The 23,639-nt window shown below is 71.3% G+C and carries 24 protein-coding genes; 15 read left to right on the top strand and 9 right to left on the bottom strand.

Annotated features, from left to right (window positions below; translation table 11 throughout):
* Positions 1–37: 37 nt before the first annotated feature.
* The 3 genes from ACZ6K0_RS00180 to ACZ6K0_RS00170 all read left to right on the top strand — a co-directional run bounded on the left by ACZ6K0_RS00180 (position 38) and on the right by ACZ6K0_RS00170 (position 3,324).
* Complete coding sequence (locus tag ACZ6K0_RS00180) at positions 38–769, top strand: response regulator transcription factor (RefSeq protein ID WP_376411007.1); 732 nt, start codon at positions 38–40, stop codon at positions 767–769.
* A 251-nt stretch (positions 770–1,020) separates the two neighbouring features.
* Positions 1,021–2,376 carry a sensor histidine kinase gene (locus ACZ6K0_RS00175; RefSeq protein WP_376411221.1) on the top strand — a complete coding sequence of 452 codons (1,356 nt, stop codon included), beginning with the start codon at positions 1,021–1,023 and terminating at the stop codon, positions 2,374–2,376.
* A 144-nt stretch (positions 2,377–2,520) separates the two neighbouring features.
* Positions 2,521–3,324: a nucleotidyltransferase gene (locus ACZ6K0_RS00170; protein WP_469228888.1), complete on the top strand. Its 804-nt coding sequence runs from the start codon at positions 2,521–2,523 to the stop codon at positions 3,322–3,324.
* 16 nt (positions 3,325–3,340) lie between these two features.
* Here ACZ6K0_RS00170 and ACZ6K0_RS00165 read toward each other — a convergent pair whose 3' ends face one another.
* Positions 3,341–4,195, bottom strand: coding sequence for a phosphatidylinositol-specific phospholipase C (locus tag ACZ6K0_RS00165; RefSeq protein ID WP_376411001.1), 855 nt, complete (start codon positions 4,193–4,195; stop codon positions 3,341–3,343).
* Between the two features lie 117 nt (positions 4,196–4,312).
* Positions 4,313–6,163 carry a bifunctional metallophosphatase/5'-nucleotidase gene (locus ACZ6K0_RS00160; protein WP_469228886.1) on the bottom strand — a complete coding sequence of 617 codons (1,851 nt, stop codon included), beginning with the start codon at positions 6,161–6,163 and terminating at the stop codon, positions 4,313–4,315.
* Positions 6,164–6,326: 163 nt separating this feature from the next.
* Here ACZ6K0_RS00160 and mshD point away from each other — a divergent pair, with 163 nt between their 5' ends.
* From mshD to pstB, 11 genes are all read left to right on the top strand, one after another.
* The gene (gene mshD, locus ACZ6K0_RS00155) at positions 6,327–7,253 is read left to right on the top strand and encodes a mycothiol synthase (protein ID WP_376410996.1); all 927 of its coding nucleotides are present in this window, start codon (positions 6,327–6,329) and stop codon (positions 7,251–7,253) included.
* 101 nt (positions 7,254–7,354) lie between these two features.
* Positions 7,355–7,741 (top strand): GntR family transcriptional regulator, encoded by a 387-nt coding sequence (locus tag ACZ6K0_RS00150; RefSeq protein ID WP_376411219.1) that lies wholly within the window; start codon positions 7,355–7,357, stop codon positions 7,739–7,741.
* Positions 7,738–8,580 carry an ATP-binding cassette domain-containing protein gene (locus tag ACZ6K0_RS00145; protein ID WP_469228884.1) on the top strand — a complete coding sequence of 281 codons (843 nt, stop codon included), beginning with the start codon at positions 7,738–7,740 and terminating at the stop codon, positions 8,578–8,580. The genes ACZ6K0_RS00150 and ACZ6K0_RS00145 overlap by 4 nt, the downstream gene beginning before the upstream one ends.
* The gene (locus ACZ6K0_RS00140) at positions 8,577–9,494 is read left to right on the top strand and encodes an ABC transporter permease (protein WP_469228882.1); all 918 of its coding nucleotides are present in this window, start codon (positions 8,577–8,579) and stop codon (positions 9,492–9,494) included. The genes ACZ6K0_RS00145 and ACZ6K0_RS00140 overlap by 4 nt, the downstream gene beginning before the upstream one ends.
* A gap of 223 nt (positions 9,495–9,717) precedes the next feature.
* The gene (locus tag ACZ6K0_RS00135) at positions 9,718–12,030 is read left to right on the top strand and encodes an RNA degradosome polyphosphate kinase (RefSeq protein ID WP_376410989.1); all 2,313 of its coding nucleotides are present in this window, start codon (positions 9,718–9,720) and stop codon (positions 12,028–12,030) included.
* The gene (locus tag ACZ6K0_RS00130; protein WP_469228881.1) at positions 12,017–13,033 is read left to right on the top strand and encodes a CHAD domain-containing protein; all 1,017 of its coding nucleotides are present in this window, start codon (positions 12,017–12,019) and stop codon (positions 13,031–13,033) included. Before ACZ6K0_RS00135 ends, ACZ6K0_RS00130 begins: the two co-directional genes overlap by 14 nt.
* On the top strand, positions 13,030–13,452 hold the full coding sequence (locus ACZ6K0_RS00125; RefSeq protein WP_376410983.1) for an NUDIX hydrolase: 423 nt from the start codon (positions 13,030–13,032) through the stop codon (positions 13,450–13,452). Before ACZ6K0_RS00130 ends, ACZ6K0_RS00125 begins: the two co-directional genes overlap by 4 nt.
* Positions 13,453–13,661: 209 nt before the next feature.
* Complete coding sequence (gene pstS / locus ACZ6K0_RS00120; protein WP_376410980.1) at positions 13,662–14,807, top strand: phosphate ABC transporter substrate-binding protein PstS; 1,146 nt, start codon at positions 13,662–13,664, stop codon at positions 14,805–14,807.
* A gap of 106 nt (positions 14,808–14,913) precedes the next feature.
* Complete coding sequence (pstC, locus tag ACZ6K0_RS00115; protein ID WP_376410977.1) at positions 14,914–15,888, top strand: phosphate ABC transporter permease subunit PstC; 975 nt, start codon at positions 14,914–14,916, stop codon at positions 15,886–15,888.
* Positions 15,885–16,958: a phosphate ABC transporter permease PstA gene (pstA, locus tag ACZ6K0_RS00110; protein WP_469228877.1), complete on the top strand. Its 1,074-nt coding sequence runs from the start codon at positions 15,885–15,887 to the stop codon at positions 16,956–16,958. The genes pstC and pstA overlap by 4 nt, the downstream gene beginning before the upstream one ends.
* A 25-nt stretch (positions 16,959–16,983) precedes the next feature.
* Positions 16,984–17,760, top strand: a complete 777-nt coding sequence (pstB, locus tag ACZ6K0_RS00105; RefSeq protein WP_376410971.1) for a phosphate ABC transporter ATP-binding protein PstB — start codon at positions 16,984–16,986, stop codon at positions 17,758–17,760.
* Positions 17,761–17,874: 114 nt separating this feature from the next.
* On the opposite strand, the gene ACZ6K0_RS00100 is transcribed toward pstB, so the two are convergent.
* Both ACZ6K0_RS00100 and ACZ6K0_RS00095 read right to left on the bottom strand, forming a co-directional pair.
* A complete protein-coding gene (locus ACZ6K0_RS00100) occupies positions 17,875–18,873 on the bottom strand; it encodes an inorganic phosphate transporter (RefSeq protein WP_376410968.1) in 999 nt (332 codons plus the stop codon).
* Positions 18,874–18,878: 5 nt separating this feature from the next.
* The gene (locus ACZ6K0_RS00095; protein ID WP_327163361.1) at positions 18,879–19,499 is read right to left on the bottom strand and encodes a DUF47 domain-containing protein; all 621 of its coding nucleotides are present in this window, start codon (positions 19,497–19,499) and stop codon (positions 18,879–18,881) included.
* Between the two features lie 193 nt (positions 19,500–19,692).
* On the opposite strand from ACZ6K0_RS00095, the gene ACZ6K0_RS00090 reads away from it, so the two are divergent.
* The gene (locus tag ACZ6K0_RS00090) at positions 19,693–20,058 is read left to right on the top strand and encodes a metal-sensitive transcriptional regulator (RefSeq protein WP_317597654.1); all 366 of its coding nucleotides are present in this window, start codon (positions 19,693–19,695) and stop codon (positions 20,056–20,058) included.
* Positions 20,059–20,094: 36 nt separating this feature from the next.
* Here ACZ6K0_RS00090 and ACZ6K0_RS00085 read toward each other — a convergent pair whose 3' ends face one another.
* From ACZ6K0_RS00085 to ACZ6K0_RS00065, 5 genes are all read right to left on the bottom strand, one after another.
* Positions 20,095–20,274: a hypothetical protein gene (locus tag ACZ6K0_RS00085; protein WP_376410963.1), complete on the bottom strand. Its 180-nt coding sequence runs from the start codon at positions 20,272–20,274 to the stop codon at positions 20,095–20,097.
* Positions 20,275–20,417: 143 nt separating this feature from the next.
* Entirely contained in the window at positions 20,418–21,260 is an 843-nt protein-coding gene (locus tag ACZ6K0_RS00080; protein WP_376410960.1) for an SCO4651 family lipoprotein, read from the bottom strand.
* 151 nt (positions 21,261–21,411) lie between these two features.
* Positions 21,412–21,534: a hypothetical protein gene (locus ACZ6K0_RS00075; RefSeq protein ID WP_376410957.1), complete on the bottom strand. Its 123-nt coding sequence runs from the start codon at positions 21,532–21,534 to the stop codon at positions 21,412–21,414.
* Positions 21,535–21,632: 98 nt separating this feature from the next.
* The gene (locus ACZ6K0_RS00070) at positions 21,633–22,355 is read right to left on the bottom strand and encodes a phosphatase PAP2 family protein (protein WP_469228872.1); all 723 of its coding nucleotides are present in this window, start codon (positions 22,353–22,355) and stop codon (positions 21,633–21,635) included.
* A 213-nt stretch (positions 22,356–22,568) separates the two neighbouring features.
* A complete protein-coding gene (locus tag ACZ6K0_RS00065) occupies positions 22,569–23,597 on the bottom strand; it encodes a C40 family peptidase (protein ID WP_469228870.1) in 1,029 nt (342 codons plus the stop codon).
* Positions 23,598–23,639: the final 42 nt, after the last annotated feature.

Here is a 23,639-nt window from a genome sequence, read left to right as displayed (position 1 = left end):
ACCACCTGGTGAAGAGAGCGCGTGCGAGGCTGGTGCCATGACTGGCCAGGTGAACGAAGGCGCCCGCGAGCGCATCCTGATCGTCGAGGACGAGCCCGCGGTGCGGGAGGCCCTGCGCCGCAGCCTCGCCTTCGAGGGGTACGACACGCAGGACGCCGTCGACGGCCTCGACGCGCTCGCCCGGATCGAGGCGTACGCCCCCGACCTCGTCGTCCTCGACGTCCAGATGCCCCGTATGGACGGGCTGACGGCGGCCCGGCGGATCAGGGCGGCCGGCTCGACCGTGCCGATCCTGATGCTGACCGCCCGCGACACCGTCGGCGACCGGGTCACCGGCCTCGACGCCGGCGCGGACGACTACCTCGTGAAGCCCTTCGAGCTCGACGAGCTCTTCGCCCGGATCCGGGCGCTGCTCCGGCGCAGCTCGTACGCCTCCGCCGCCGCGGCCCCGGCCGACGGCGACGTGCTGTCCTTCGAGGACCTGCGGATGGACCTGGCGACGCGCGAGGTGACCCGCGGCGGGCGGACGGTGGAGCTGACCCGCACCGAGTACACGCTCCTGGAGATGTTCCTGGCGCACCCGCGCCAGGTCCTGACCCGGGAGCAGATCCTCAAGGCGGTGTGGGGCTTCGACTTCGAGCCGAGTTCGAACTCGCTCGACGTGTACGTGATGTACCTGCGGCGCAAGACGGAGGCGGGCGGCGAGCCGCGCCTCGTGCACACGGTGCGGGGCGTCGGCTACGTCCTGCGCGGAGGAGGAAGCGAGTGACCGTCCCGGAGACGCCACGGCCCGGCGACGAGCCCCGGCCCGGGTCCGGCAGCGGAGCCACGTCCGGCGACGAGCCCCGACCCGCGCCCGGCAGCGGACCCACGTCCGGCGACGGACCCCGGCCCGCGCCCGGCAGCGGACCCACGTCCGGCGACGGACCCCGGCCCGCGCCCGGCGACGGACCCCGCCCCGGGTCTCGCTTCCGGCCGCTCGCCCGTTTCCGCCCGCTCGCCTGGTTCCGGTCGCGGCCCCTGCGGTCGCGGCTCGCGCTGCTCACCGCGTTCGCGGTGGCGGTCGCGGTGGCGGCGGTCTCGCTGGCCTGCTGGTTCGTGACGCGGGCCCAGCTGGAGGCGGAGCTGGACTCCTCGCTGCGCAGCAGCAGGCTGGAGGCCGCCTCCGTGCAGAACCTGCTCACCCTGTGCCGCCTGGGCACGACGCCGCCGCCGGTGGGCGGCTCGTACACCGTGCAGCTGCTCTTCGCCAACGGCAGCGTGTGCACCTCGGGCCAGGCCGCGATCCCGGCCGGCCCCGCCGACCTCGCCGTGGCACGCGGCCAGCTGTCGTACGCGCTGCACACGGTGAAGGACGACGACGGCCGGGAGATGCGGGTCTACACCTACCCGCACGACGGCCCGCCCGGGCTCGCGGTCTCCGTCGCCCGCCCGCTCGCCGAGATCGACAACTCGATGTCCACCCTCCGCTGGGTGCTCCTCCTGGTCTCCGGGATCGGCGTCGTCGGCGCCGGCGCGGCCGGGCTGTGGGTGGCGCGGACCGGCCTCGAACCGGTGAACCGGCTGACCGGCGCCGTCGAGCACGTGGCCGCGACCGAGGACCTGACCGTCCGCATCCCGGTGGACGGCGAGGACGAGATCGCCCGCCTGTCGCGCTCCTTCAACGCCATGACGGCGGCGCTCGCGACCTCCCGCGACCGGCAGGCGCAGCTGATCGCGGACGCCGGCCACGAACTCCGTACGCCCCTCACGTCGCTCCGGACGAACGTCGAGCTGCTCGCGCGGAGCGAGGAGACCGGCCGGGCGATCCCGCCGGACGACCGGCGGGCCCTGATGGCCTCGGTGAAGGCGCAGATGACGGAACTGGCGGCCCTGATCGGCGACCTCCAGGAGCTGGCGCGCCCGGACACCGTACGGCCCGGCCCCCTCGAAGTGGTCCCGCTCCACACCATCCTGCGCGCGGCCCTGGACCGGGTGCGGCTGCGCGGCCCGGAGCTGACCTTCGTCACGGACCTCGCGCCCTGGTACGTACGGGCCGAGCCGGCGGCGATCGAGCGCGCCCTCGTCAACGTCCTGGACAACGCGGTGAAGTTCTCGCCGCCCCGGGGCACGGTCGAGGTGACCCTGATGCGCGGCGAGCTGACGGTCCGGGACCACGGCCCCGGCATCCCGCCGGACGAGCTGCCCCACGTCTTCGACCGCTTCTGGCGCTCCCCGTCGGCCCGCAGCCTGCCGGGCTCGGGCCTGGGCCTCTCGATCGTCGCCCGTACGGTCCACCAGGCGGGCGGCTCGGCGAGCCTCGCCCCGGCCCCGGGCGGCGGCACGGTGGCGACGGTCCGCCTGCCGGGCGCGCCGACTCCGCCGCCGGAGCGCTGACGACCGGAGCACTGACGGCCGGAGCACTGACGGCCGGAGCGCTGAAGACCGGAGCGCTGAAGACCGGAGCACCGGAGAGCGTCGCCGCCTGCGTCGGCCGAAACCCGGAGGCGGCCGACGCGAGTCGCGGGGCACAGTGTCGCCATGGACGACGAACGCGGCCTCGCCCCCGACGGAACGATCGCGCGCGAAGGCGCCCTGGAGCGGGTGTCCGAGGCGTTCGCGCCGGTCGTCGAGGCCGCCCGCGCCCGGATCTCGGGAACGTTCGGCCCGGACCGCCTGCACAGCGCCTACCTGTACGGCAGCGTTCCCCGCGGCACCGCGACCCCGGGCGTCTCCGACCTCGATCTCCAGCTCGCCCTCCACGACGAGCCGACCGCGGCCGACCGCGCCGACGCCCGTGCCGTCGAGACCGCGCTCGACCGCGACTTCCCCCAGACCGACGGCGTCGGCATCCTGTTGTCCGGCACGCGACTCCTGCTCAGCGAGGCCGAGCGCCACGACGCGGGCTTCTTCGTCGCCTGCCTCTGCACCCCGCTCCTCGGCCCCGACCTCTCCGACGAACTCCCCCGGTACCGCCCCACCTCGCTCCTCGCCCGCGAGACGAACGGCGACCTCGCCCGTCTGCTCCCCGGCTGGCGCGACCGCGCGGCCCGGGGCGACGACCGCCGCGCCCTCGGCAGAAGGGTCGGGCGCCGGCTCGTCCGTACCGGGTTCACCCTGGTCATGCCCCGGTGGGGCGGCTGGACCAGCGACCTCGACCGGTCCGCCGCGGCCTTCGCCGGCTTCTACCCGGAGCGTGCCGAGCAGATGCGCCTCGCCGTGGCGACCGGCCGCGCGCCCTCGCCCGATCCGGCGGTCCTCTCCGTGCTCATCGACGACCTGGGACCCTGGCTGGCGGCCGAGTACACCGCCGTCCACGGCGAGAAGGCCTCGCGCTCCGGCTAGTTGCGGCTAGTTGCGGCTAGTTGTGCCGGAGCAGGGCCTCGACGAGGCCTGACCGGGTGTTCGGGTAGTCCATGGGGACGATTCCGAGCCCGGTCCGCCCGGCGGCCTCGGCGCCGTCGAGCCAGGAGTGGACGCGGGGGTTGAGCCGGTCGGCGTTCCAGCGGGGCGGGAGCGCGGCGGCGGTCGACACGTAGTTGACGTACAGCTTCCCGGGCTGGGCGACGGCCTTCCTGAAGTGGGCCTCGATCTTGGGGTACTTGCCGAACGGCTCGGCCATGTAGTCGTCCTGGATGTCGAAGAGCGAGCCGTCGCCGTAGCGGACGCCCGGCAGTCCTCCGTTGTCCGCGAGCAGGACGACGCGGCCGCGGGCCTCGCCGAGGAGCGGCAGGCCGTCGCCGATCCGGAAGAGGGAGCGCCAGCCGCGCGCGTCGAGGTAGTCGTCGAAGACGGCGCGGAAGGTCGCGTCGGACTCCTCCGAGTACTCCTGCTTGACGCGCATGAGGACGGTCTCGGAGGGGTGGGCGGCGAGGAAGGCCTGGCAGGCGACGAGGACGTCCCCGAACATCAGGTTCTGGTACGAGGCGCCGTGGTGGATGGCGAAGGACCCGCCGGTCACCCGGCACCGGACGTCGAGGAACCGGATCCCGCTGTCCAGCTGCTGGGCGATGGTGCTGTTCTGGCACTCGGTCCAGGGGCCGCCGTAGCGGGCGCCGGAGTCGTGGGTTCCAGGGATGGTCAGCTGCCGCAGGGCCGTACCGTCCCCGTGCGCCGCCATCCAGGCCCGTACGTCCACGGCGGACGCGGCGGGCGCCCCGAGCATCACTGCGGCCCCGGCGCCGAGGGCACCCACGAGAAAACGTCGTCGCTCCATGAGCCGGATGATGTCAGGGTCACGACAAACACACCAGGGGTCTTCCGGACGTACGCGAAAGGGGGCGGCGACCCGTCGGAACGGTCCGCCGCCCCCTCGCTCAGGGGCCCGGAAGGGCTACTTGACGACCGTGATGCGGCCCGTCGCCGGCGGAGCCAGCGGCGCGGTGGCCGAGGAGTGCGCCGCCAGGTAGGCGGTGAACATGTCCAGGTCGGACGCGCCGACCAGCTTGTTCTTGTGCTCCTTCAGGACGGCGAAGCCGTCGCCGCCACCGGACAGGAACTCGTTCATCGCGACCCGGTAGGTCTTCGCCGGGTCGATCGCCTCACCGTTCAGCCGCACCGAGTCGACCACGATCCGGTCGGCACCGGTCTTCGTCATGTCCAGGGTGTACGTGAAGTTCCTCGACACCTGGAGGATCTTCGGGGCCGCCAGGTTGAGGCCGCTGACCTGCTGCTGGAGCGTGGTGACGAGCTGGGCGCCGGTCAGGTCGACCGCCGTCATCATGTTGGTGAACGGCTGGACGGTGTACGCCTCGCCGTAGGTCACGACCCCGTCGCCCTCGGCGCCGGACGCCTTGTGGGTCAGCGGCGCGCGGACGCCGCCCGGGTTCATCAGGGCGAGCTGCGCACCGCCCTTGTCCGCCGGGGCCATGCCCTCCAGCTGCGCGTCCGCGATCAGGTTGCCCAGCGGCTTCTCGTACACCGCCACATCGAGGGGGTTCTCGATGTCGGCGGAGATGTGGCCGACGGGACGCCCGGCGATCGGCGCGGCCAGGTCCTTCCAGCGCTTGATCAGCTTGCCCATGTCGTCGGCCGGCTTCACGTCACGGGTGACGACGTGGTTCGCGGAGGCGACGGCGGTGCGGACGATGTCCTTCGTACGACGGTCGTAGGTGAGCGTCGTGTCGGTGTAGAGCCGGCCGAAGGAGGCCGCCGAGGTGACCGTGCGCGGCTTGCCCGCCGGGTCCGCGATGGTGCACGCGTAGGCCTGGTGGGTGTGGCCGGTGACCAGGGCGTCGACCTGCGGGCTGACGTTCTTGGCTATGTCGACGATCGGGCCGGAGATGCCGTTGCCGGGACCCGGGCTGTCACAGTCGTAGTTGTACGCGCCCGAGGCCGGCAGGCCGCCCTCGTGGAGCAGGGCGACGATCGACTTCACGCCCTTGCGCTCCAGCACCTTGGCGTACTTGTTGATCGTCTCGACCTCGTCGCCGAACTTCAGGCCCTTGATGCCCTCGGCGGACACGATGTTCGCCGTGCCTTCGAGGGTGACGCCGATGAAGCCGATCTTGACGCCGTCGCGCTCCCAGATGAAGTACGGGTCGAGCAGCGGCTTGCCGGTCTTCTCGTTCGTCACGTTGGCCGCGAGGTAGGGGAAGTCCGCCCCCTTGAAGGTCTTGTCCCCTTCGAAACAGCCCTCGGTCGGGTGACAGCCGCCGTTCTGCATGCGGGCCAGCTCGCGCGCGCCCTCGTCGAACTCGTGGTTGCCGACCGAGCTCACGTCGAGCTTCAGCTTGTTCAGCGCCTCGATGGTCGGCTCGTCGTGGAACAGTCCGGAGACCAGCGGCGAGGCGCCGATCATGTCGCCCGCGGCGGCGGTGACGGAGTACCGGTTGCCCTGGCGGGCCTGCCGCAGGTGCGTGGCCAGGTACTCGACGCCGCCGACGTCGTTGATGGTTTCGGTCGTGCCGTCCTCTTTGAGGTGGGTGAGCCGGCCCGACGAGCCGGTCGGCGGCTCCAGGTTGCCGTGGAGGTCGTTGAAGGACAGCAGCTGGACGTCGACCATCCGGCCCCAGCCCTTGCCGTTCCCGTACGCGCTCTCGCTCCCGGCGGCGAACTCGTCCCCGGCGGCCCCCGCCGACGGCATCGCGGCGAACAGAGCGCCGACGGTCGCGAGTCCCGCCCCGGCGGCCAGAATGCGCCGCCCGGTCTTGTTCTTCCGCTTGTTCCCCGGTGTCGCTGCCATCTTTCCCCTTTGCCCCTTGCCCCTTTTGCGGCGTTGATCTACTCCCCCGTCTGCCGGTGCAGCCTAGAGTCAACGCGCGTAGCGCAACAGGGGGTAGCGGGTTACAAGACAGTTGCCGCCGCCTTTCCCCGGGGCGGCGGTACGTCACCGTAGGCTCGTACCCATGACTTCCGACGCGGCGCCGGCCATCGAACCCGGACGGCAGATCCACACGTATGACGAGCTCTCCCCCGAGCAGATCCAGGACGTACTGGAGCTCCTTGAGGCCGCCGACCGGGCCGACGGGCTGCACGCCGTGTCCGAGCAGGGGCGCCTCTACCTGCGGCACGGCCGCCGCGAGGGCGTGCGCCACTTCCTGCTCTCCGTCGGACCGCACCTCTACGGCTACGCCCAGCTGGAGGAGACCGACCCGATCGAGGCCCCGGCCGCCGAGCTCGTCGTCCACCCGAGCCACCGGGGCCGCGGCCACGGCCGGGCGCTCGGTACCGCCCTGCTCGGCGCGTCCGGCAAGCGGCTGCGCGTCTGGGCGCACGGCGGCAAGTCGGCGGCCCGGCACCTCGCGCAGGTCCTCGGCCTGACGCTCTTCCGCGAACTGCGCCAGCTGCGGCGGTCCCTGACGCCGCTGGACATCCCGGATCCGGTGCTGCCCGAGGGCGTCACCGTCCGGACGTTCGTCCCCGGCCAGGACGACACGGCCTGGCTCGCCGTCAACGCGACCGCCTTCGCGCACCACCCCGAGCAGGGCTCGCTCACGCAGCGCGACCTGGACGACCGGATGGCCGAGCCGTGGTTCGACCCGAAGGGCTTCTTCCTGGCGGAGCGTGACGGGAAGCTGATCGGCTACCACTGGACGAAGACGCACGCCGAGGAGCAGCTCGGCGAGGTGTACGTGGTCGGCATCCTGCCCGAGGCGCAGGGCGGCGGCCTCGGCAAGGCGCTCACGGCGATCGGCCTGCGGTACCTGGCGGCGCAGGGGCTGCCGACGGCGATGCTGTACGTGGACGCGGACAACACGGCGGCGGTGACGGTCTACGAGCGGCTCGGCTTCGTGACGCACGAGGTGGACCTGATGTACCGCACGGAGTCCTGACTCTCCTTCAAACCCTTTGAGGGCAGGGGGCGGTTGACACCGCCCCCTTCTTTCCACCACCCTTTCACTACTTGATTAGTGAAAGGGTGGTGGAAGGGAACGTGGTCGAGTACCGCATCGACCGGCGCAGTGGCGTCGCCACCTACCTCCAGATCGTCCAGCAGACGAAGCAGGCCCTCCGGATGGGCCTCCTGGAACCCGGCGACCGACTGCCCACCGCACGCGAGGTCGTCGAATCGACGGCCATCAACCCCAACACGGTCCTCAAGGCCTACCGCGAGCTCGAACGCGAGGGCCTCGTCGAGGCCCGCAGAGGCCTGGGCACCTTCGTCCGCACCACACTCGGCACGGGCCCCGCCGACTCGCCCCTCCGCGGCGAACTCGCCGACTGGGCCCGCCGCGCCCGCGCCGCGGGACTGGACCGCGAGGACGTGTCCGCGCTCTTCACATCCGTACTGAAGGAACACTTCGAGGGGGACGACGCATGACGAGAGACGGCATCGCGCTGGAGGCCGGTCTCCTGGGCAAGAAATACGGAGGGAGAGGCCGCGGCTGGGCCCTGCGGGAGTGCGAGTTCGCCCTCCCCGCCGGCCGGATCTGCGCCCTCGTCGGCCCCAACGGCGCCGGCAAGTCCACCCTCCTCGCCCTCGCCGCCGGGCTCCTCCGCCCCACCGAGGGCACCATCGAGGCCCCCGCGCGCGAGCACCTCGCGTACGTCGCCCAGGAGAAGCCGCTCCACCCCCGGCTCTCCGTCGCCGACACCCTGCGCATGGGCCGCGAGCTCAACCCGGGCCGCTGGGACGAGACCGCCGCGCAGCGCGTGGTGGCCGACGAACTCGACCCGCACGCCCTCGTACGCGACCTCTCCGGCGGCCAGCGCACCCGCGTCGCCCTCGCGCTCGCCCTCGGCAAGCGGGCCGAACTCCTGCTCCTGGACGAGCCGATGGCCGACCTCGACCCGCTCGCCCGCCACCAGCTGATGGGCCTGCTCATGGCCGACGCCGCCGAACACGGCACGACCGTCGTCATGTCCTCGCACATCCTCACCGAGCTGGAGGGCGCCTGCGACCACCTGCTCCTGCTCCACGGCGGCCGGATCCGCCTCGACGGCGCCGTGGACGAACTCCTCGCCGCCCACACCCTGCTCACGGGCCCGGTCGCCGACCTCTCCCCGCACGCGGTCGTCGAGTCCCGCACGACGGGCCGTCAGCTCACGGCCCTCATCCGCCACGAGGGCCCGGTCGAAGGGCCCTGGAAAACCCAGGAACCCTCCCTGGAGGACCTCCTCCTCGCCCACCTCCGCGCCCCCGAAGGAGCCTCGGCATGAGCACGCTCGCCCTGAAGGGCCCCTCCTGGGTGACGGTCCGCCAGTACCGGCGGACGCTGTGGCTGGCGGGCGCCGGAGTCCTGCTGAGCCTCGTGGGCATGGTCTGGGTCCGCTACTGGGACAGCAGAACGGTCGGTACGAACGGGGTCCACGCCCACTCCCTCCTCCGCATCGCCGTGGACTGGGCCCAGACCGGCATGACCGTCGTCCCCTTCCTCGTCGGAGCGTTCGTCGCCGGCCCGATGGTGGCGCGCGAGCTGGAATCGGGCACGTACAAGCTCGCCCTCACCCAGTCCGTCTCCCCCGCACGCTGGCTCGGCACGAAGCTCGCGGTCGCCGGCGCCGTGACCGTCGTCGGCACGATCACCCTGATCGGCGCCTACCGGCTCGGCTGGGCGAACCTCGGCGACACCTCGTCCTTCCTCTGGTACGAACCGGGCCCGTACGTGTCCACCGGACCCGTCCTCGTCGCCCAGTCGCTGTTCGCGCTCGCCCTCGGCTCCCTGATCGGCCAGCTGGTCCGCCGCACCGTGACGGCCATGGCCCTCACCGGCCTCGTCACCGGCCTCATCCTGCTCGTCATCGCCTCGCTCCGCTGGTCGCTGATTCCGGTGAAGACCCTGACCGGGCCTCTCCCCGGAACCCACGGCATCTCCGTGGACATCGCCTCCCGCGGGACCGAAACAGGCCTGCTCACCGCCACCGGGGAACGCCTGCCGAGCCACGCCTGCTTCGACCGGACCGAGCATTGGGACGTCTGCCCGGCCGACATGAACGTCACCGGCAGCTACTGGGACTACCACCCCGCATCCCACTTCTGGCCCACCCAGCTCATCGAGACCGGAATCGTCCTCGCCCTCGCCGCCCTCGCGCTGTACGCCGCCTTCCGCGTCCTGCGTGCCCGACACGCGTAGACCCGCACGCCGCACGCCCGGGGCGGGGCCCTGACACGGCCCCGCCCCCGATTCCGGGACGACATGTCGTCGTTACCGGCCATTCAGACGCGCTTGCGACGCTCACGCAATGAAGCGCTCCGTGACCACGCCCGGCAGGGCGGTCCTCCCCAAGGGGAGACTTCCCTCCCCCACGGCCCGCTCCGACGCGCCCGATGACCCCTTCGCGCGGAAGAATGGGGCCATGAGCCAGCAGCCCGCCGAGGTCCCGGTCCAGTCCTCCGCCACGCCGTCCGCCCAGACGTCCGCCCAGTCGTCGGCCCAGACGTCATCCCAGACGTCCGCGTCCTCGTCCGCCCGGACGTCCGCCGCGTCGTCCCTCGGGTCCATAGCCGCACACCGCCCGCAGGCCATGGACAGCGCCGACGCCGCCATCGTCGCCGACGTGGACGCCGATCCCGACACGTACGTCGCCGACGGCTCCCTCGGCGACGAGCTGCCGCAGGGCCGCTTCCTCGACCGGGAACGCAGCTGGCTCGCGTTCAACGAACGCGTCCTCGAACTGGCCGAGGACCCCACGACCCCCCTCCTCGAACGAGCGAACTTCCTCGCGATCTTCGCCTCGAACCTCGACGAGTTCTTCATGGTCCGGGTCGCCGGTCTCAAGCGCCGCATCGCCACCGGCGTCGCCACCCGCTCCGCCTCCGGCCTCCAGCCCCGCGAGGTCCTCGAACTCATCTGGACCCGCTCGCGCGAGCTCATGGCCCGGCACGCCGCCTGCTACCAGCAGGACGTCGCACCGGCCCTGGCCGACGAGGGCATCCACCTGATCCGCTGGCCCGAGCTCACGGAGAAGGAGCAGGCGCGGCTCTTCACCCTGTTCCGGCAGCAGATCTTCCCCGTCCTCACCCCGCTCGCCGTGGACCCGGCGCACCCCTTCCCGTACATCTCCGGCCTGAGCCTCAACCTCGCCGTGGTCGTCCGCAATCCGGTCAGCGGCCACCGCCACTTCGCGCGCGTCAAGGTGCCGCCGCTGCTCTCCCGCTTCCTGGAGGCCTCCCCGCAGCGGTACGTCCCCCTGGAGGACGTCATCGCGGCGCACCTGGAGGAGCTGTTCCCCGGCATGGAGGTGCTCGCGCACCACATGTTCCGGGTGACGCGGAACGAGGACCTGGAGGTCGAGGAGGACGACGCCGAGAACCTGCTCCAGGCCCTGGAGAAGGAGCTCATGCGGCGCCGCTTCGGCCCGCCGGTCCGCCTGGAGGTCGAGGAGTCCATCGACCCGTACGTCCTCGATCTCCTCGTGCGCGAGCTGAAGGTCTCCGACGCCGAGGTGTACCCGCTGCCCGGCCCGCTCGACCTGACCGGTCTCTTCGGCATCGCCGGGCAGGACCGGCCTGAGCTGAAGTTCCCGAAGTTCGTCGCGGGCACGCACCGGGACCTGGCCGAGGTCGAGTCGGCGTCCGCGCCGGACATCTTCGCGGCGCTGCGCGAGCGGGACGTGCTGCTGCACCACCCGTACGACAGCTTCTCCACCTCCGTGCAGGCCTTCCTGGAGCAGGCGGCGGCCGACCCGGACGTCCTCGCGATCAAGCAGACGCTGTACCGGACGTCCGGCGACTCCCCGATAGTGGACGCCCTCATCGACGCCGCCGAGTCCGGCAAGCAGGTCCTCGTCCTCGTCGAGATCAAGGCCCGCTTCGACGAGCAGGCCAACATCAAGTGGGCGCGGAAGCTGGAGGAGGCCGGCTGCCACGTCGTCTACGGCCTCGTCGGCCTGAAGACGCACTGCAAGCTGTCGCTGGTCGTCCGGCAGGAGGGCGACCTCCTCCGCCGGTACTCGCACGTCGGCACCGGCAACTACCACCCCAAGACGGCCCGGCTCTACGAGGACCTCGGCCTGCTCACCGCCGACCCCCAGGTCGGCGCGGACCTGTCCGACCTGTTCAACCGGCTCTCCGGCTACTCGCGCCGCGAGACGTACCGGCGGCTGCTCACGGCGCCCAAGTCGCTGCGGGACGGTCTGGTCTCCCGGATCACCAAGGAGATCGCCCACCACCGCGCCGGCCGGCCCGCGTACGTCCGGATCAAGGTCAACTCGATGGTCGACGAAGCGATCATCGACGCCTGCTACCAGGCCTCCCGGGCCGGAGTGCCGGTCGACATCTGGGTCCGCGGCATCTGCGCCGTGCGCCCCGGGGTCACCGGCCTCTCCGAGAACGTCCGGGTCCGCTCGGTCCTCGGTCGCTTCCTGGAGCACTCCCGGATCTTCGCCTTCGGCAACGGCGGCGAACCCGAGGTCTGGTTCGGCAGCGCCGACATGATGCACCGCAACCTGGACCGCCGGATCGAGGCCCTCGTACGGGTCTCGGACCCGGCCCACCGGGCTGCCCTGACCCGGCTCCTGGAGACCGGGATGTCCGACACCACCTCCTCCTGGCACCTCGGCCCCGACGGGAACTGGACGCGGCACGCGACCGATCCCGAGGGCCGGCCGCTGCGGCACGTCCAGGAGATGCTCATCGACGCGCGGAGGCGCCGGCGTGCACAACCTTGACCCCCTGCGGGACGTCACGGCGGGGGAGGTCGTGGCCCCCTATCTCCATGCCCGGGCCGCGGACTTCCTCCGCGGCCTGCGGATCCACGGCGAAAGCGGCTCGGACGCGGCCGGTACGGACGAGGCCGCCCGTACGCTGAGAGCCGCCGCCCGCCGGATCAGCGGCACCCTCCACACCTTCCGGCCGCTGCTCGACGCCGCCTGGGCCGACCAGCTGCGGACCGAGCTCGCCTGGCTCTCCGGGACCCTGGCCCTGGAGCACGCCTGCACCTCCCGGCTCGTCCGGCTGGTGGACGCGCTGTCCCGCCTGTCGAGCAGCGGCGCCCCGGTGCCGGCCGCCCGCGGCGGTGCGGCGGCGGCGGGAGCGGGAGCACAAGCGGGCGCCGGAGCGGGACTCACCGTCGGCGCCGCCCGGGCCGGCGCCCTCCTCGACCGCCAGCTGACCCTGGCCCGTACGCGCGCCCACTCGGCGGCCCTCCAGGCCCTCGGCTCCGCCCGCTTCCACGCGGTCGCCGACGCCGTCGCCCTCCTCGCCTCCGAGGTTCCCCTCGGCCCCGCGGGCTCGGCCCCCGCCATGGAGGTCGTGGACGCGCCCGCCGCGGTCGCCGAGCGGCGCCTCCTCGAATCGGTGGCCGCGCTCCCGCTGACCCGGGCGGCCCACCCGTACAACGCCGACGCCCTCGCCCTCGCCGCCGGCGAGACCCAGGACGCGCCCTGGCACCGGACCCGGCACCTGCTGCGCCTGCACCGGTACGCCTCCGAGGTCCTCCACACCGGCGGCGAGCCCGACCCCGTCCTGTACGAGTCCGCCCGCGCCCTCGACCGGCACCGCGACGCCGCCGAGGCCGCGGCGGCGGCCGCCGCGGCGGCCCGCACCCCCCGGATCGCCCCGGCGACGGCGTACGCCCTCGGGGTCCTCCACGCCGACCAGCGTCACGAGGTCGAAGCGGCCCGCTTCGCCTTCCAGCACGCCTGGCGCAGAGCGACGGCCCCGGTCCCGTGAGCACCGCTCCCCTCCAGGAACCGATCCGCGCCGCCGGATGCGTGCTCTGGCGCCCGGCGGTTTCCGGCCACGGCATCGAGATCGCCCTCGTCCACCGGCCGAAGTACGACGACTGGTCGCACCCGAAGGGGAAGCGGAAGCGCGGGGAGACCGCGGAGGCCTGCGCGCTGCGCGAGGTCCTGGAGGAAACGGGCCGGCGCTGCGCGCTCGGCCCCCGCCTCCCCACGGCCCGCTACCCGGTGGCCGGCCGCCCCAAGGAGGTCGTCTACTGGGCGGCCCGGGCCCTCGACGGCGCCTTCGCGCCGAACCGCGAGGTCGACCGCCTCGCCTGGCTGCCCCCGGGCGAGGCCCGCGCCCGCCTCACCCAGCCACGGGACCGCGAACTCCTGGACGCCGCCATGGCCACCTCACGCCACTGACACCCCGTACGGAGTACCCGCACCCGGCCTTACGGCACGGTTCACTTTCCGTTCACTCTCCCCCGCCGACCGCTTCACCTGTTCTGCCTAATTTCGGACTCACACGGTGCACGAAGCGCAACAGTGCACCACCACCCGACACACGCCGCCGTAGAACGAACAGGACACTGGGTCCGCGGCAAGGCGGCTTCTGGAAGGAACACCCGAAAGTGAAGCTTTCGCGCAAGAACGGGCTTCGCGCCTCCGCGATCGGTGCCCTCGTCGTCTCCGGCGCCCTGGTCCTCTCGGCGTGTGGCTCGGACAACAACACGGAGACCCCGGCGAAGGAAGGCGGCAAGACCACGACCTCCGCCGCCGCGTCGAACATCTCCTGTGAGGGCGCCAAGGGCAAGCTGCTGGCCGCCGGCTCCAGCGCCCAGCGGAACGCGATGGACCTGTGGGTCAAGAACTTCCAGGCCGCCTGTGAGGGCGTCGAGATCAACTACCAGGGCATCGGCTCCGGTGGCGGCATCACCAAGTTCAACCAGGGCCAGGTCGCCTTCGCGGGCTCCGACTCCGCCCTGAAGGACGAAGAGGTCGCCGAGTCGAAGAAGGTCTGCGCGGGCGGCACCGGCGTCAACCTGCCGATGGTCGGCGGCCCCATCGCCATCGGCTACAAGCTGGAAGGCGTGGACAACCTCGTCCTCGACGCCTCCACCATCGCCAAGATCTTCGACAACAAGATCACCAAGTGGAACGACCCGGCGATCACCAAGCTGAACCCGGGCGCCAAGCTTCCCGACTCCAACATCCAGGCCTTCCACCGCTCGGACGAGTCGGGCACCACCCAGAACCTGGGCAAGTACCTCTCGACCGCCGCCCCGGCCGACTGGAAGCACGACCCGAAGTCGAAGTCGTGGCCCGCCGAGGGCGGCCAGGCCGCCAACGGCTCCTCCGGCGTCGCCACCGCGGTCAAGGACGTCGAGGGTTCCATCAGCTACATGGAGCTCTCGTACGCCGCCGCGAACAAGTCCTCCACGGTCAGCATCAACACCGGCGCCTCCGCCCCGGTCGCCGCCACCTCGGAGAACGCGTCCAAGGCCATCGCCGCCGCCAAGGTCAAGGGCACGGGCAACGACCTCGCCCTCTCCCTCGACTACAAGACCAAGGCCGAGGGTGCCTACCCGATCGTCCTCGTCACGTACGAGATCGCCTGCGACAAGGGCAACAAGGCGGAGACCCTGCCGACCCTGAAGGCGTTCCTCACCTACACCGCGAGCGAGGAGGGCCAGAAGGTCCTCACCGACGCCGGCTACGCCCCGCTCCCGGCCGAGATCGCGGCCAAGGTCCGCGCGATCGTCCCCACCCTGTCCTGACCCCCGGCCGGGTCCGGCCCCTCACCACAGGGGCCGGACCCGGCATCCGGTGCACCGCCGCCAGGAGCCCGCACACCCGTACGGGCACCGCAGACCGGAGAAGCAGATGGCTACCACCACACCAGACATACAGAGGAGCCGGCGCGCCAAGAGCGCGTCCCGCCCCGGGGACCGCATCTTCAGCGGTCTGTCCCGAGGCTCCGGCATCACCCTCCTCGTGATCATGGCCGCGATCGCCGGCTTCCTCAGCTACCGTGCCGTCCTCGCCATCTCGAAGGACAGCACCAACTTCTTCACCACCTTCGAGTGGAACCCCGCCGGCAGCCCGCCGGTCTTCGGCATCGCCGTCCTCGCCTTCGGCACGATCGTCTCCTCGATCATCGCGATGGCCATCGCCGTGCCGGTCGCGATCGGCATCGCGCTCTTCATCTCGCACTACGCGCCGCGCAAGCTGGCCAAGCCGCTCGCGTACGTCGTCGACCTGCTCGCCGCCGTGCCCAGCATCATCTACGGCCTCTGGGGCGCGATCTTCCTCGTCCCGTACCTGGACGGCCTCAACCAGTGGCTCGACGAGTACCTGGGCTGGACGTACATCTTCGACAAGGCCGGCGACGGCCCCGCCCGCAACCTCTTCACCGTGGGCATCCTGCTGGCGATCATGATCCTTCCGATCATCACCAACGTCACCCGCGAGGTCTTCCTCCAGGCCCCGAAGATGCACGAAGAGGCCGCCCTCGCCCTCGGCGCCACGCGCTGGGAGGTCATCCGCATGTCGGTGCTGCCCTTCGGCCGCTCCGGCATCATCTCCGCCTCCATGCTGGGCCTCGGCCGCGCACTCGGCGAGACCATGGCCGTCGCCGTGGTCCTCTCCCCCAGCTTCCTCATCTCGGGCCACCTCCTCGACCCGGGCGGCGGCACCTTCGCCCAGAACATCGCCGCCAAGTTCAACGAGGCCAACGAGTTCGGCCGCGACGCGCTCATCGCCTCCGGTCTCGTCCTCTTCGTCATCACCCTGCTGGTCAACGGCGCCGCCCGCTGGATCATCGGCCGCCGCAAGGAGTACTCGGGGGCCGCGGCATGAGCCACGCCATACAGGAACGTCCGGTCTCCGTCGATCCGCGCCGCGGATCCCTCTCCCACGCCCGCCTCCCGCGCTGGACCCCGGCCGCCGTCGCCGCCTTCTCCATCGCCGCGGGCATCGGGATCGGCCTCGCCGCCGGCTGGCACAGCAAGGTCCAGTGGGGCATGATCGCCGGCCTGCTCTTCGTCCTCACGACGTACGCCGTCACCACCAAGGTCGAAGGCAGCCGCCAGGCCAAGGACCGCGTCGCCACCAGCCTCGTCTGGGTCTGCTTCGTCCTCGCCGTCATCCCGCTGCTCTCCCTCGCCTGGGTCACGATCAGCAAGGGCATGGAAGTCCTCGACGTCTACTTCCTGACCCACTCGATGAACGGCGTCCTCGACACCGAGGCCGGCGGCGGCGTCTACCACGCACTGCTCGGCACCATCGAGCAGGTCGGCATCGCGACCCTGATCGCGGCCCCGATCGGTCTCCTCACCGCGGTCTACCTCGTCGAGTACGGCGGCGGGAAGCTCGCCCAGGCCGTCACCTTCTTCGTCGACGTCATGACGGGCATCCCGTCGATCGTCGCCGGCCTCTTCATCCTCGCCACCTGGAACCTGATGCTCGGCTTCGGGCCCTCCGGTTTCGCCGGCGCGATGGCCCTCGCCATCCTGATGATGCCGGTCGTCGTCCGCTCCACCGAGGAGATGCTCAAGCTCGTCCCGAACGAGCTCCGCGAGGCCTCCCTCGCCCTCGGCATCCCCAAGTGGCGCACGATCCTGAAGGTGGTCCTGCCCACCGCGATCGGCGGCATCACCACGGGCGTCATGCTCGCGGTCGCCCGCATCACCGGTGAGACGGCCCCCGTCCTGCTCCTCGTGTTCGGTACGAAGCTCATCAACCCGAACCCCTTCGAAGGCGCCCAGTCCTCCCTGCCGCTCTACGTGTACGAGCAGTACGCGGTCGGCACCGACGCAGCCGTGTCCCGCGCCTGGGCCGCAGCGCTCGTCCTGATCGCCTTCGTCATGATCCTCAACCTGGTGGCCCGCGGCATCGCCCGCTGGAAGGCCCCGAAGACCGGCCGCTGACCGCGGCAAATTGGAAGTGATCCCCATGGCCAAGCGAATCGACGTCAGCGGCCTCTCCGCCTACTACGGCGCCCACAAGGCGATCGACGACATCTCGATGACCGTCGAACCCCGCTCGGTGACGGCCTTCATCGGCCCCTCCGGCTGCGGCAAGTCCACCTTCCTGCGCACCCTGAACCGCATGCACGAGGTCACCCCCGGTGGCCGCGTCGAGGGCAAGGTGATGCTGGACGACGAGAACCTGTACGGGAGCAACGTCGACCCGGTCGCCGTGCGCCGCACGGTGGGCATGGTCTTCCAGCGCCCCAACCCCTTCCCCACCATGTCGATCTTCGACAACGTGGCGGCGGGCCTGCGCCTGAACGGCAAGTACAAGAAGGCCGCGCTCAACGACATCGTCGAGAAGTCCCTCAAGGGCGCGAACCTCTGGAACGAGGTCAAGGACCGCCTGAACAAGCCGGGCTCCGGCCTCTCCGGCGGCCAGCAGCAGCGTCTGTGCATCGCACGGGCCATCGCCGTCGAGCCGGACGTCCTCCTCATGGACGAGCCCTGCTCCGCCCTCGACCCGATCTCCACCCTCGCCATCGAGGACCTGATCGGCGAGCTGAAGGAGCGCTTCACGATCGTCATCGTGACGCACAACATGCAGCAGGCCGCCCGCGTCTCCGACCGCACGGCCTTCTTCAACCTGGCGGCCGTCGGCCAGCCCGGCAAGCTGATCGAGCTGGACGACACCGAGCGCATCTTCTCCAACCCGAGCGTCCAGGCGACCGAGGACTACATCTCCGGCCGCTTCGGCTAAACCGCTCGCCCCCCCAAGACCGTCTTTCGGTGCTGCATGGCGGTGCCACCGTGAAGACGAAAGGGCCCGGCTCCCCCACAGGGGAGCCGGGCCCAACCATTTGCCTCGACGGCATCAGCCGAAGAACAGCTGCACCACGTAGTAGCTCGCGGCAGCGACCAGCGCCGCCGCCGGCATGGTGATGAACCAGCCCAGGATGATGTTCTTGGCGACACCCCACCGCACCGCGTTGACGCGCTTCGTCGCGCCCACACCCATGATCGCGGAGGTGATGACGTGCGTCGTCGAGATCGGCGCGTGGAACAGGAACGCCGAGCCGAACATGATCGACGCACCCGTCGTCTCCGCCGCGAAGCCCTGCGGCGGGTCCAGCTCGATGATCTTGCGGCCGAGCGTCCGCATGATGCGCCAGCCGCCCGCGTACGTACCGAGCGAGAGCATCACGGCACAGGCGATCTTCACCCACACCGGGATGTCGTCGCCGGACTCCTGCACATCGGCGATGACCAGGGCCATCACCACGATGCCCATGGTCTTCTGCGCGTCCTGCAGACCGTGGCCGAGCGCCATGCCGGCCGCCGACACCGTCTGCGCGATACGGAAGCCGCGCTTGGCCTTGTGCGGGTTGGCCTTGCGGAACATCCACATGATCGCGCACATGACCAGGTAACCGACCACGAGGCCGACCACCGGCGAGATGAACATCGGGATGACGACCTTGTCGAGCACCCCGCCCCAGATCACCTCGGTGCCACCGGCGAGCGCCGCGCCCACCATGCCGCCGAACAGCGCGTGCGAGGAGGAGGACGGCAGACCGAAGTACCAGGTGACGAGGTTCCAGATGATCGCGCCCACCAGCGCGGCGAAGAGGATGCCCATCCCCTTGTCGCCGGTCGGGGTCTCGATGAGCCCCTCACTGACGGTCTTGGCGACCCCGCTGCCCATGAAGGCACCCGCGAGGTTCATGACCGCCGCCATCGCCAGCGCCGCCCGGGGGGTCAGCGCACGGGTCGACACCGAGGTGGCGATGGCGTTGGCGGAGTCGTGGAAGCCGTTCGTATACGTGAAGCCGAGCGCGACACCGATGGTCACGATCAGAGCGAAGGTGTCCACGAAGCTCAGGACTCCTTGACCGCGATGGTCTCCACCGTGTTGGCGACGTGCTCGAAGGCGTCGGCCGCCTCTTCCAGCACATCGACGATCTGCTTGAGCTTGAGCACCTCGATGGCGTCGTACTTGCCGTTGAAGAGCTGCGCGAGCAGCTTGCGGTGGATCTGGTCGGCCTGGTTCTCCAGGCGGTTGACCTCGATCCAGTACTCCGTGAGGTTGGCCATCGTCCGCAGGTTCGGCATGGCCTCGGCGGTCAGCTCCGCCGCCCGCGCCAGCACCTCGATCTGCTGCTCGACGCCCTTGGGAAGCTCCTCGACGTTGTAGAGGACGACCAGGTCGACGGCCTCCTCCATGAAGTCCATGATGTCGTCGAGGGACGACGCGAGGTTGTAGATGTCCTCGCGGTCGAAGGGTGTGATGAAGGAGGAGTTCAGCTGGTGGAAGATCGCGTGGGTAGCGTCGTCGCCGGCGTGCTCCGCTGCCCGCATCCGCTCCGCGATCTCGGCCCGGGCGGAAGGCTCCGCGCCGAGCAGTTCCATCAGGAGCTTGGAGCCCGTGACGATGTTGTCCGCGGACGCGGCAAACATGTCATAGAAGCTCGTCTCCCTGGGGGTCAGACGAAATCGCACGTGAGGTCCTCGGGGTGCTGGGTTTCGGTCAGGCTGATGCTAGGCGCATCATCCGGCCACGGCTAACCGGCGTCCTCTCAGTGTCGCCCATCAGGCACAGTGAACTGCACGGGCCCCCGCCCGGACCGGCGGGGATCGGTACCATATACCCACGAGGGGTATACACCCCCTTTCTGGACAACGGGAGGACGCGATGACGACCACCGAGGCGGACCAGGTCACCCCCGAGACCGTCGAGGCTGTCGGGGCCGTCGAGCCTGCCGACCACGACCACGGCGTGCACGGCTACCACAAGCAGAAGGACGAGCACCTCAAGCGGCTCCGCCGGATCGAGGGCCAGATCCGCGGTCTCCAGCGGATGGTCGACGAGGACGTCTACTGCATCGACATACTCACGCAGGTCTCGGCGTCGACGAAGGCGCTCCAGTCCTTCGCGCTCCAGCTCCTGGAGGAGCACCTGCGGCACTGCGTCGCGGACGCGGCCGCCAAGGGCGGCGAGGGCATCGACGCCAAGGTCGAGGAGGCCACGAAGGCCATCGCCCGCATGATGCGCACCTGAGCGGGCCCCTTCTGCGCGGTGGGGGGGGCCGTACGGTCAGCGTTCCCGTACGGCCCGCTCGGCCGCGACCCTCAGGATCTCGTCGATCCGGTCGGCGCTGAGGCGCTCCCCGTCCGCGGCGGAGGCCGCGATGATCAGTTCGCCGCACAGTTCGATCTCGGCGAGGGCGACGCAGTCCGGGTCTGCGGGGATGGTCGCTGTACCGGGCGGGGCCACGTGCGGTCACCTCTTCCTGCCGGCGTCTGTCTCCCAGGGTTCCCGGCGGTCTCCCAGCGTAGGGAGAGCGCCACCCAGCGCGCATGACACGTCCGGACCATTTGGCGATGGTCCGAACCACCCGGGCCCGGCCGCGGCCCTGCTCAGGCCTTGATCTTCCCGGCGTAGATGTCCCGCCGGTCCGGCAGCGTCACCTGGACGCGGACCCCGAAGCCGTACAGCAGGGTGGTCGACGCGACCGCGACCGTACGGCCCTGGTTGCTGAAGCTGAACTGGTGGCGGACCTTCCGCAGCCGGCCCTCCGCGTCCAGATACGCGTCGAAGGGCACCGTGTCCTTGGCGAACCCTTTCGCCGCCGCGGCGAGCGCCCCGCGCAGCTGCGGCGAGGCGACGCGTGCCGCGTGGGCGATGTCGGCGACGCCTCGGTAGTGGCCGACTTTCACCCCTGCCAGCTCGACCTCGCCGAGGTACGTGACCTCCCGGGCGCCCCGCAGCAGCTCCGCCGCGGCCGCCGGGTCGGTGGCCCCGCCCGTGACGAGGTTCCCGTCGTCGAGGGCCGTGGTGTCGACGCGGACCCACTTGTCGGCGGGCACTCCCGCGCCCCGGTTCTTCATGTAGAGGGCGCCGGGGGTGAGGAGCTCGGTGATCGGCCGGTGCTCGTCGGTCCCGGCCGCGTCCTTGGGCAGCACCACCTGGAGCCGGCCGGTGCGGCGGCGGAAGTCGTAGCCGCCCTCGCCCCGGATGGTGACCCGGGTCCCGCCGGCGGCCATCTCCATGGAGGTGCTCGCCTTGGAGGTCCCGGCCCTGGTCAGCGCGTCGGCGGCGTTCCGTACGGCGAGGAGCGGGTCCACCGCCGGCTTCGGGTCTTCCGGTGCGGCGCAGCCCGCGACCGCCGAACCCCCGACGAGTGAGCCGACCAGGGCGGCGGTGACGGCGAACGCCCCGCTCCCGCGACCGTGCGGACGCCCGTACCCCTGCACCACCATCGCCTGCCAACCCCCAACGCCTCACCGCTGTTTGCCCGGGACCCGCACGTCCCCGGATCCCGCGGGCTCGGGGACACCCGCTCCGCATAACGACGGCCCGGGCGAGCCGTCACGCGCAGTACGGTGGTCGTGTGCATGCGCAGTCCTCCCCTCACGCGACCACGACGACGGAGCGCGGCTCGTTCGCGCTGGCCAGGTGCAGCTGCGGCTGGTCGGGGCCGGCCCGCAGATCGCGGGACAGAGCCCGTACGGACGCCTCGGAACATCTCCGCACGACATCCCCCGAAGGCCCCTGAGCGGCTGAGCCCCTGGGCCGTGTCCGGCTTGGGCCGTGTCAGGCCTGGGCCGTGTACGCCCTGGGCCGTGTACCCCCTAGGCCGCGAGGTCGTTCTGGTCCGTGCCGGTGGCGGGGCCGCCGAGCCGGGGCTCGGGGATGCCGACGGCCTCCGGCCTGCGCGGTTCCGGGGCGCGCCGGGAGCGGACGAGCCGGGCGCCGCGGCCGGAGCGGGCGACGGCGGAGACGAGCGGGGTCAGCAGGGCGAGCGCGACGGGGGCGAGGAGCAGCGCCACCGCCGTACCGAGGGCGAATCCGCCGATCACGTCGGTCGGGTAGTGCACGCCCATGTAGACCCGGGCGAAGCCCTCGGCGAGGGCGAGGCCGATGGCGGCGAGGCCGAACTTCCGATGGGCGACGAAGAGGCCGACGCCGAGCGCCATGGCCATGGTGGCGTGGTCGCTGACGAACGAGAAGTCGGTCTTGCCCGCGACGAGGACGTCGAGGCCCTGGTGGTCGTTGAAGGGCCGGGGGCGCTCGACGAAGCCCCGGATGGGGATGTTGACGAGAAGGGCGATACCGGCGGCCAGCGGGGCCCAGACGAGCCCGGCGACGGCGGACACGGAGTCCCCGAGGGTGCCGCCGCGGCGGACGCTCCACCAGCACCAGAGCACGACGAGGACCATCCCGAGCATGATCCCGTACTCGCCGACGAACTCCATGACGCGGTCGAACCACGGCGGAGCGGCCTTCGCGAGGCCGTTGATGTCGTAGAGCAGGCTGACATCGGGGTTGGAACCGTCCGATGCGAGTCCAGCCATCTGCTGCGGCCCCTTGCTTCTCGTGTCTGTCTTCCCACCCCCGTGGTCAGAGCGTTCGGATCAGGGAACGAACTGCCTGAGGCGCGCGTTCCGCTGTCGCCGGTGGATCATGAGGACGTTATCGAAGAGTGACGGTTCACCGCAGCTCAGGGCCACTGCATGACGGAGAGTTCCGGCCATGTCCCTTACGACCCGACGGTCCGTCTCCTGCCCCTACGCCTGCGGAAGATGGGTGGGCAGCGCGGCGGCGCCTTCCTTGGTGACCCGGGTCGCACCGAAGTAATCGGGGGTGTCGATCCGGTCGAAACGGATCACCGCACCGGTGCGCGGGGCGTCGATCATGTACCCGCCGCCGACGTAGATACCGACGTGGCGGATGGCCCGCGAGTTCGTCAGATCGTCGGAGAAGAACACGAGATCGCCGGGGAGGAGCTCGTCCCTGCTCGGGTGCGGCCCGGCGTTGTACTGGTCGTTGGCGACGCGCGGCAGCTCGATGCCGACGTTCTCGTACGCGGCCTTGGTCAGCCCGGAGCAGTCGAACCGGCCATTCTGCGCGGCCGTGCCCGTACCACCCCAGAGATAGGGGGTGCCGAGCTTCTGCTGGGCGTAGTGGATGGCGCCGGCGGCCTGCCGGGAGGGCTCGACGCGGCCCACCGGCCGGGCGAAGCTCTTCTCCAGGGAGCGGATGATCCGCACGTAGTTCTGCGTCTCGCTGATGGGCGGCACCCCGCTGTGCCGGATGACCCGGTACGCGCCCGCGTTGTACGCGGCCAGCATGTTGTTCGCCGGGTCCCCGGGCACGTTCTTCACGTAGCCGGCGATCTCGCAGTCGTACGAGGCGGCCGAGGGGATCGCGTCCGCCGGGTCCCAGATGTCGCGGTCCCCGTCGCCGTCCCCGTCGATGCCGTGCCCGGCCCAGGTCCCCGGGATGAACTGGGCGATGCCCCGCGCGTCGGCCGGGGAGACGGCCCGCGGGTTCCAGCCGCTCTCCTGGTAGAGCTGCGCGGCGAGCAGGGCGGGGTTGATCGCGGGGCAGAGGTTGCCCCACTTCTGCACGAGCCCCTGGTAGGCGGCGGGGACCGAGCCCTTGGCCAGCCCCACGGTGCCGTTCTTGCCGCTGCCCGCTCCGCCGATGAGACCCGCCGCCGCGGAGTACGTCCCGACGACGAGCAGGGCGACGAAGCCGAGGCAGACCCCGAGGGCCCCACCGGCCACCAGCCACGCCTTGCCAGCCTTACGCACCGTCAACCACCCCTTGGCTCTTGGCAGTACGCCCCGGAGTCA

Source organism: Streptomyces sp. NPDC042346 (assembly GCF_055581845.1).
The sequence above is the reverse complement of the archived record's forward strand: the minus strand, read 5'-3'. Positions and strand labels throughout refer to the sequence as shown.

Coding starts and splice junctions, on each gene's coding strand:
- ACZ6K0_RS00170 (WP_469228888.1), top strand. CDS start 2,521: ATGGACGACGAACGCGGCCTCGCCCCCGACGGAACGATCGCGCGCGAA.
- ACZ6K0_RS00090 (WP_317597654.1), top strand. CDS start 19,693: ATGACGACCACCGAGGCGGACCAGGTCACCCCCGAGACCGTCGAGGCT.
- ACZ6K0_RS00145 (WP_469228884.1), top strand. CDS start 7,738: ATGACGAGAGACGGCATCGCGCTGGAGGCCGGTCTCCTGGGCAAGAAA.
- ACZ6K0_RS00070 (WP_469228872.1), bottom strand. CDS start 22,355: ATGGCTGGACTCGCATCGGACGGTTCCAACCCCGATGTCAGCCTGCTC.
- ACZ6K0_RS00080 (WP_376410960.1), bottom strand. CDS start 21,260: ATGGTGGTGCAGGGGTACGGGCGTCCGCACGGTCGCGGGAGCGGGGCG.
- pstC (WP_376410977.1), top strand. CDS start 14,914: ATGGCTACCACCACACCAGACATACAGAGGAGCCGGCGCGCCAAGAGC.
- mshD (WP_376410996.1), top strand. CDS start 6,327: ATGACTTCCGACGCGGCGCCGGCCATCGAACCCGGACGGCAGATCCAC.
- ACZ6K0_RS00135 (WP_376410989.1), top strand. CDS start 9,718: ATGAGCCAGCAGCCCGCCGAGGTCCCGGTCCAGTCCTCCGCCACGCCG.
- ACZ6K0_RS00165 (WP_376411001.1), bottom strand. CDS start 4,195: ATGGAGCGACGACGTTTTCTCGTGGGTGCCCTCGGCGCCGGGGCCGCA.
- ACZ6K0_RS00140 (WP_469228882.1), top strand. CDS start 8,577: ATGAGCACGCTCGCCCTGAAGGGCCCCTCCTGGGTGACGGTCCGCCAG.
- pstB (WP_376410971.1), top strand. CDS start 16,984: ATGGCCAAGCGAATCGACGTCAGCGGCCTCTCCGCCTACTACGGCGCC.
- ACZ6K0_RS00160 (WP_469228886.1), bottom strand. CDS start 6,163: ATGGCAGCGACACCGGGGAACAAGCGGAAGAACAAGACCGGGCGGCGC.
- pstA (WP_469228877.1), top strand. CDS start 15,885: ATGAGCCACGCCATACAGGAACGTCCGGTCTCCGTCGATCCGCGCCGC.
- ACZ6K0_RS00180 (WP_376411007.1), top strand. CDS start 38: ATGACTGGCCAGGTGAACGAAGGCGCCCGCGAGCGCATCCTGATCGTC.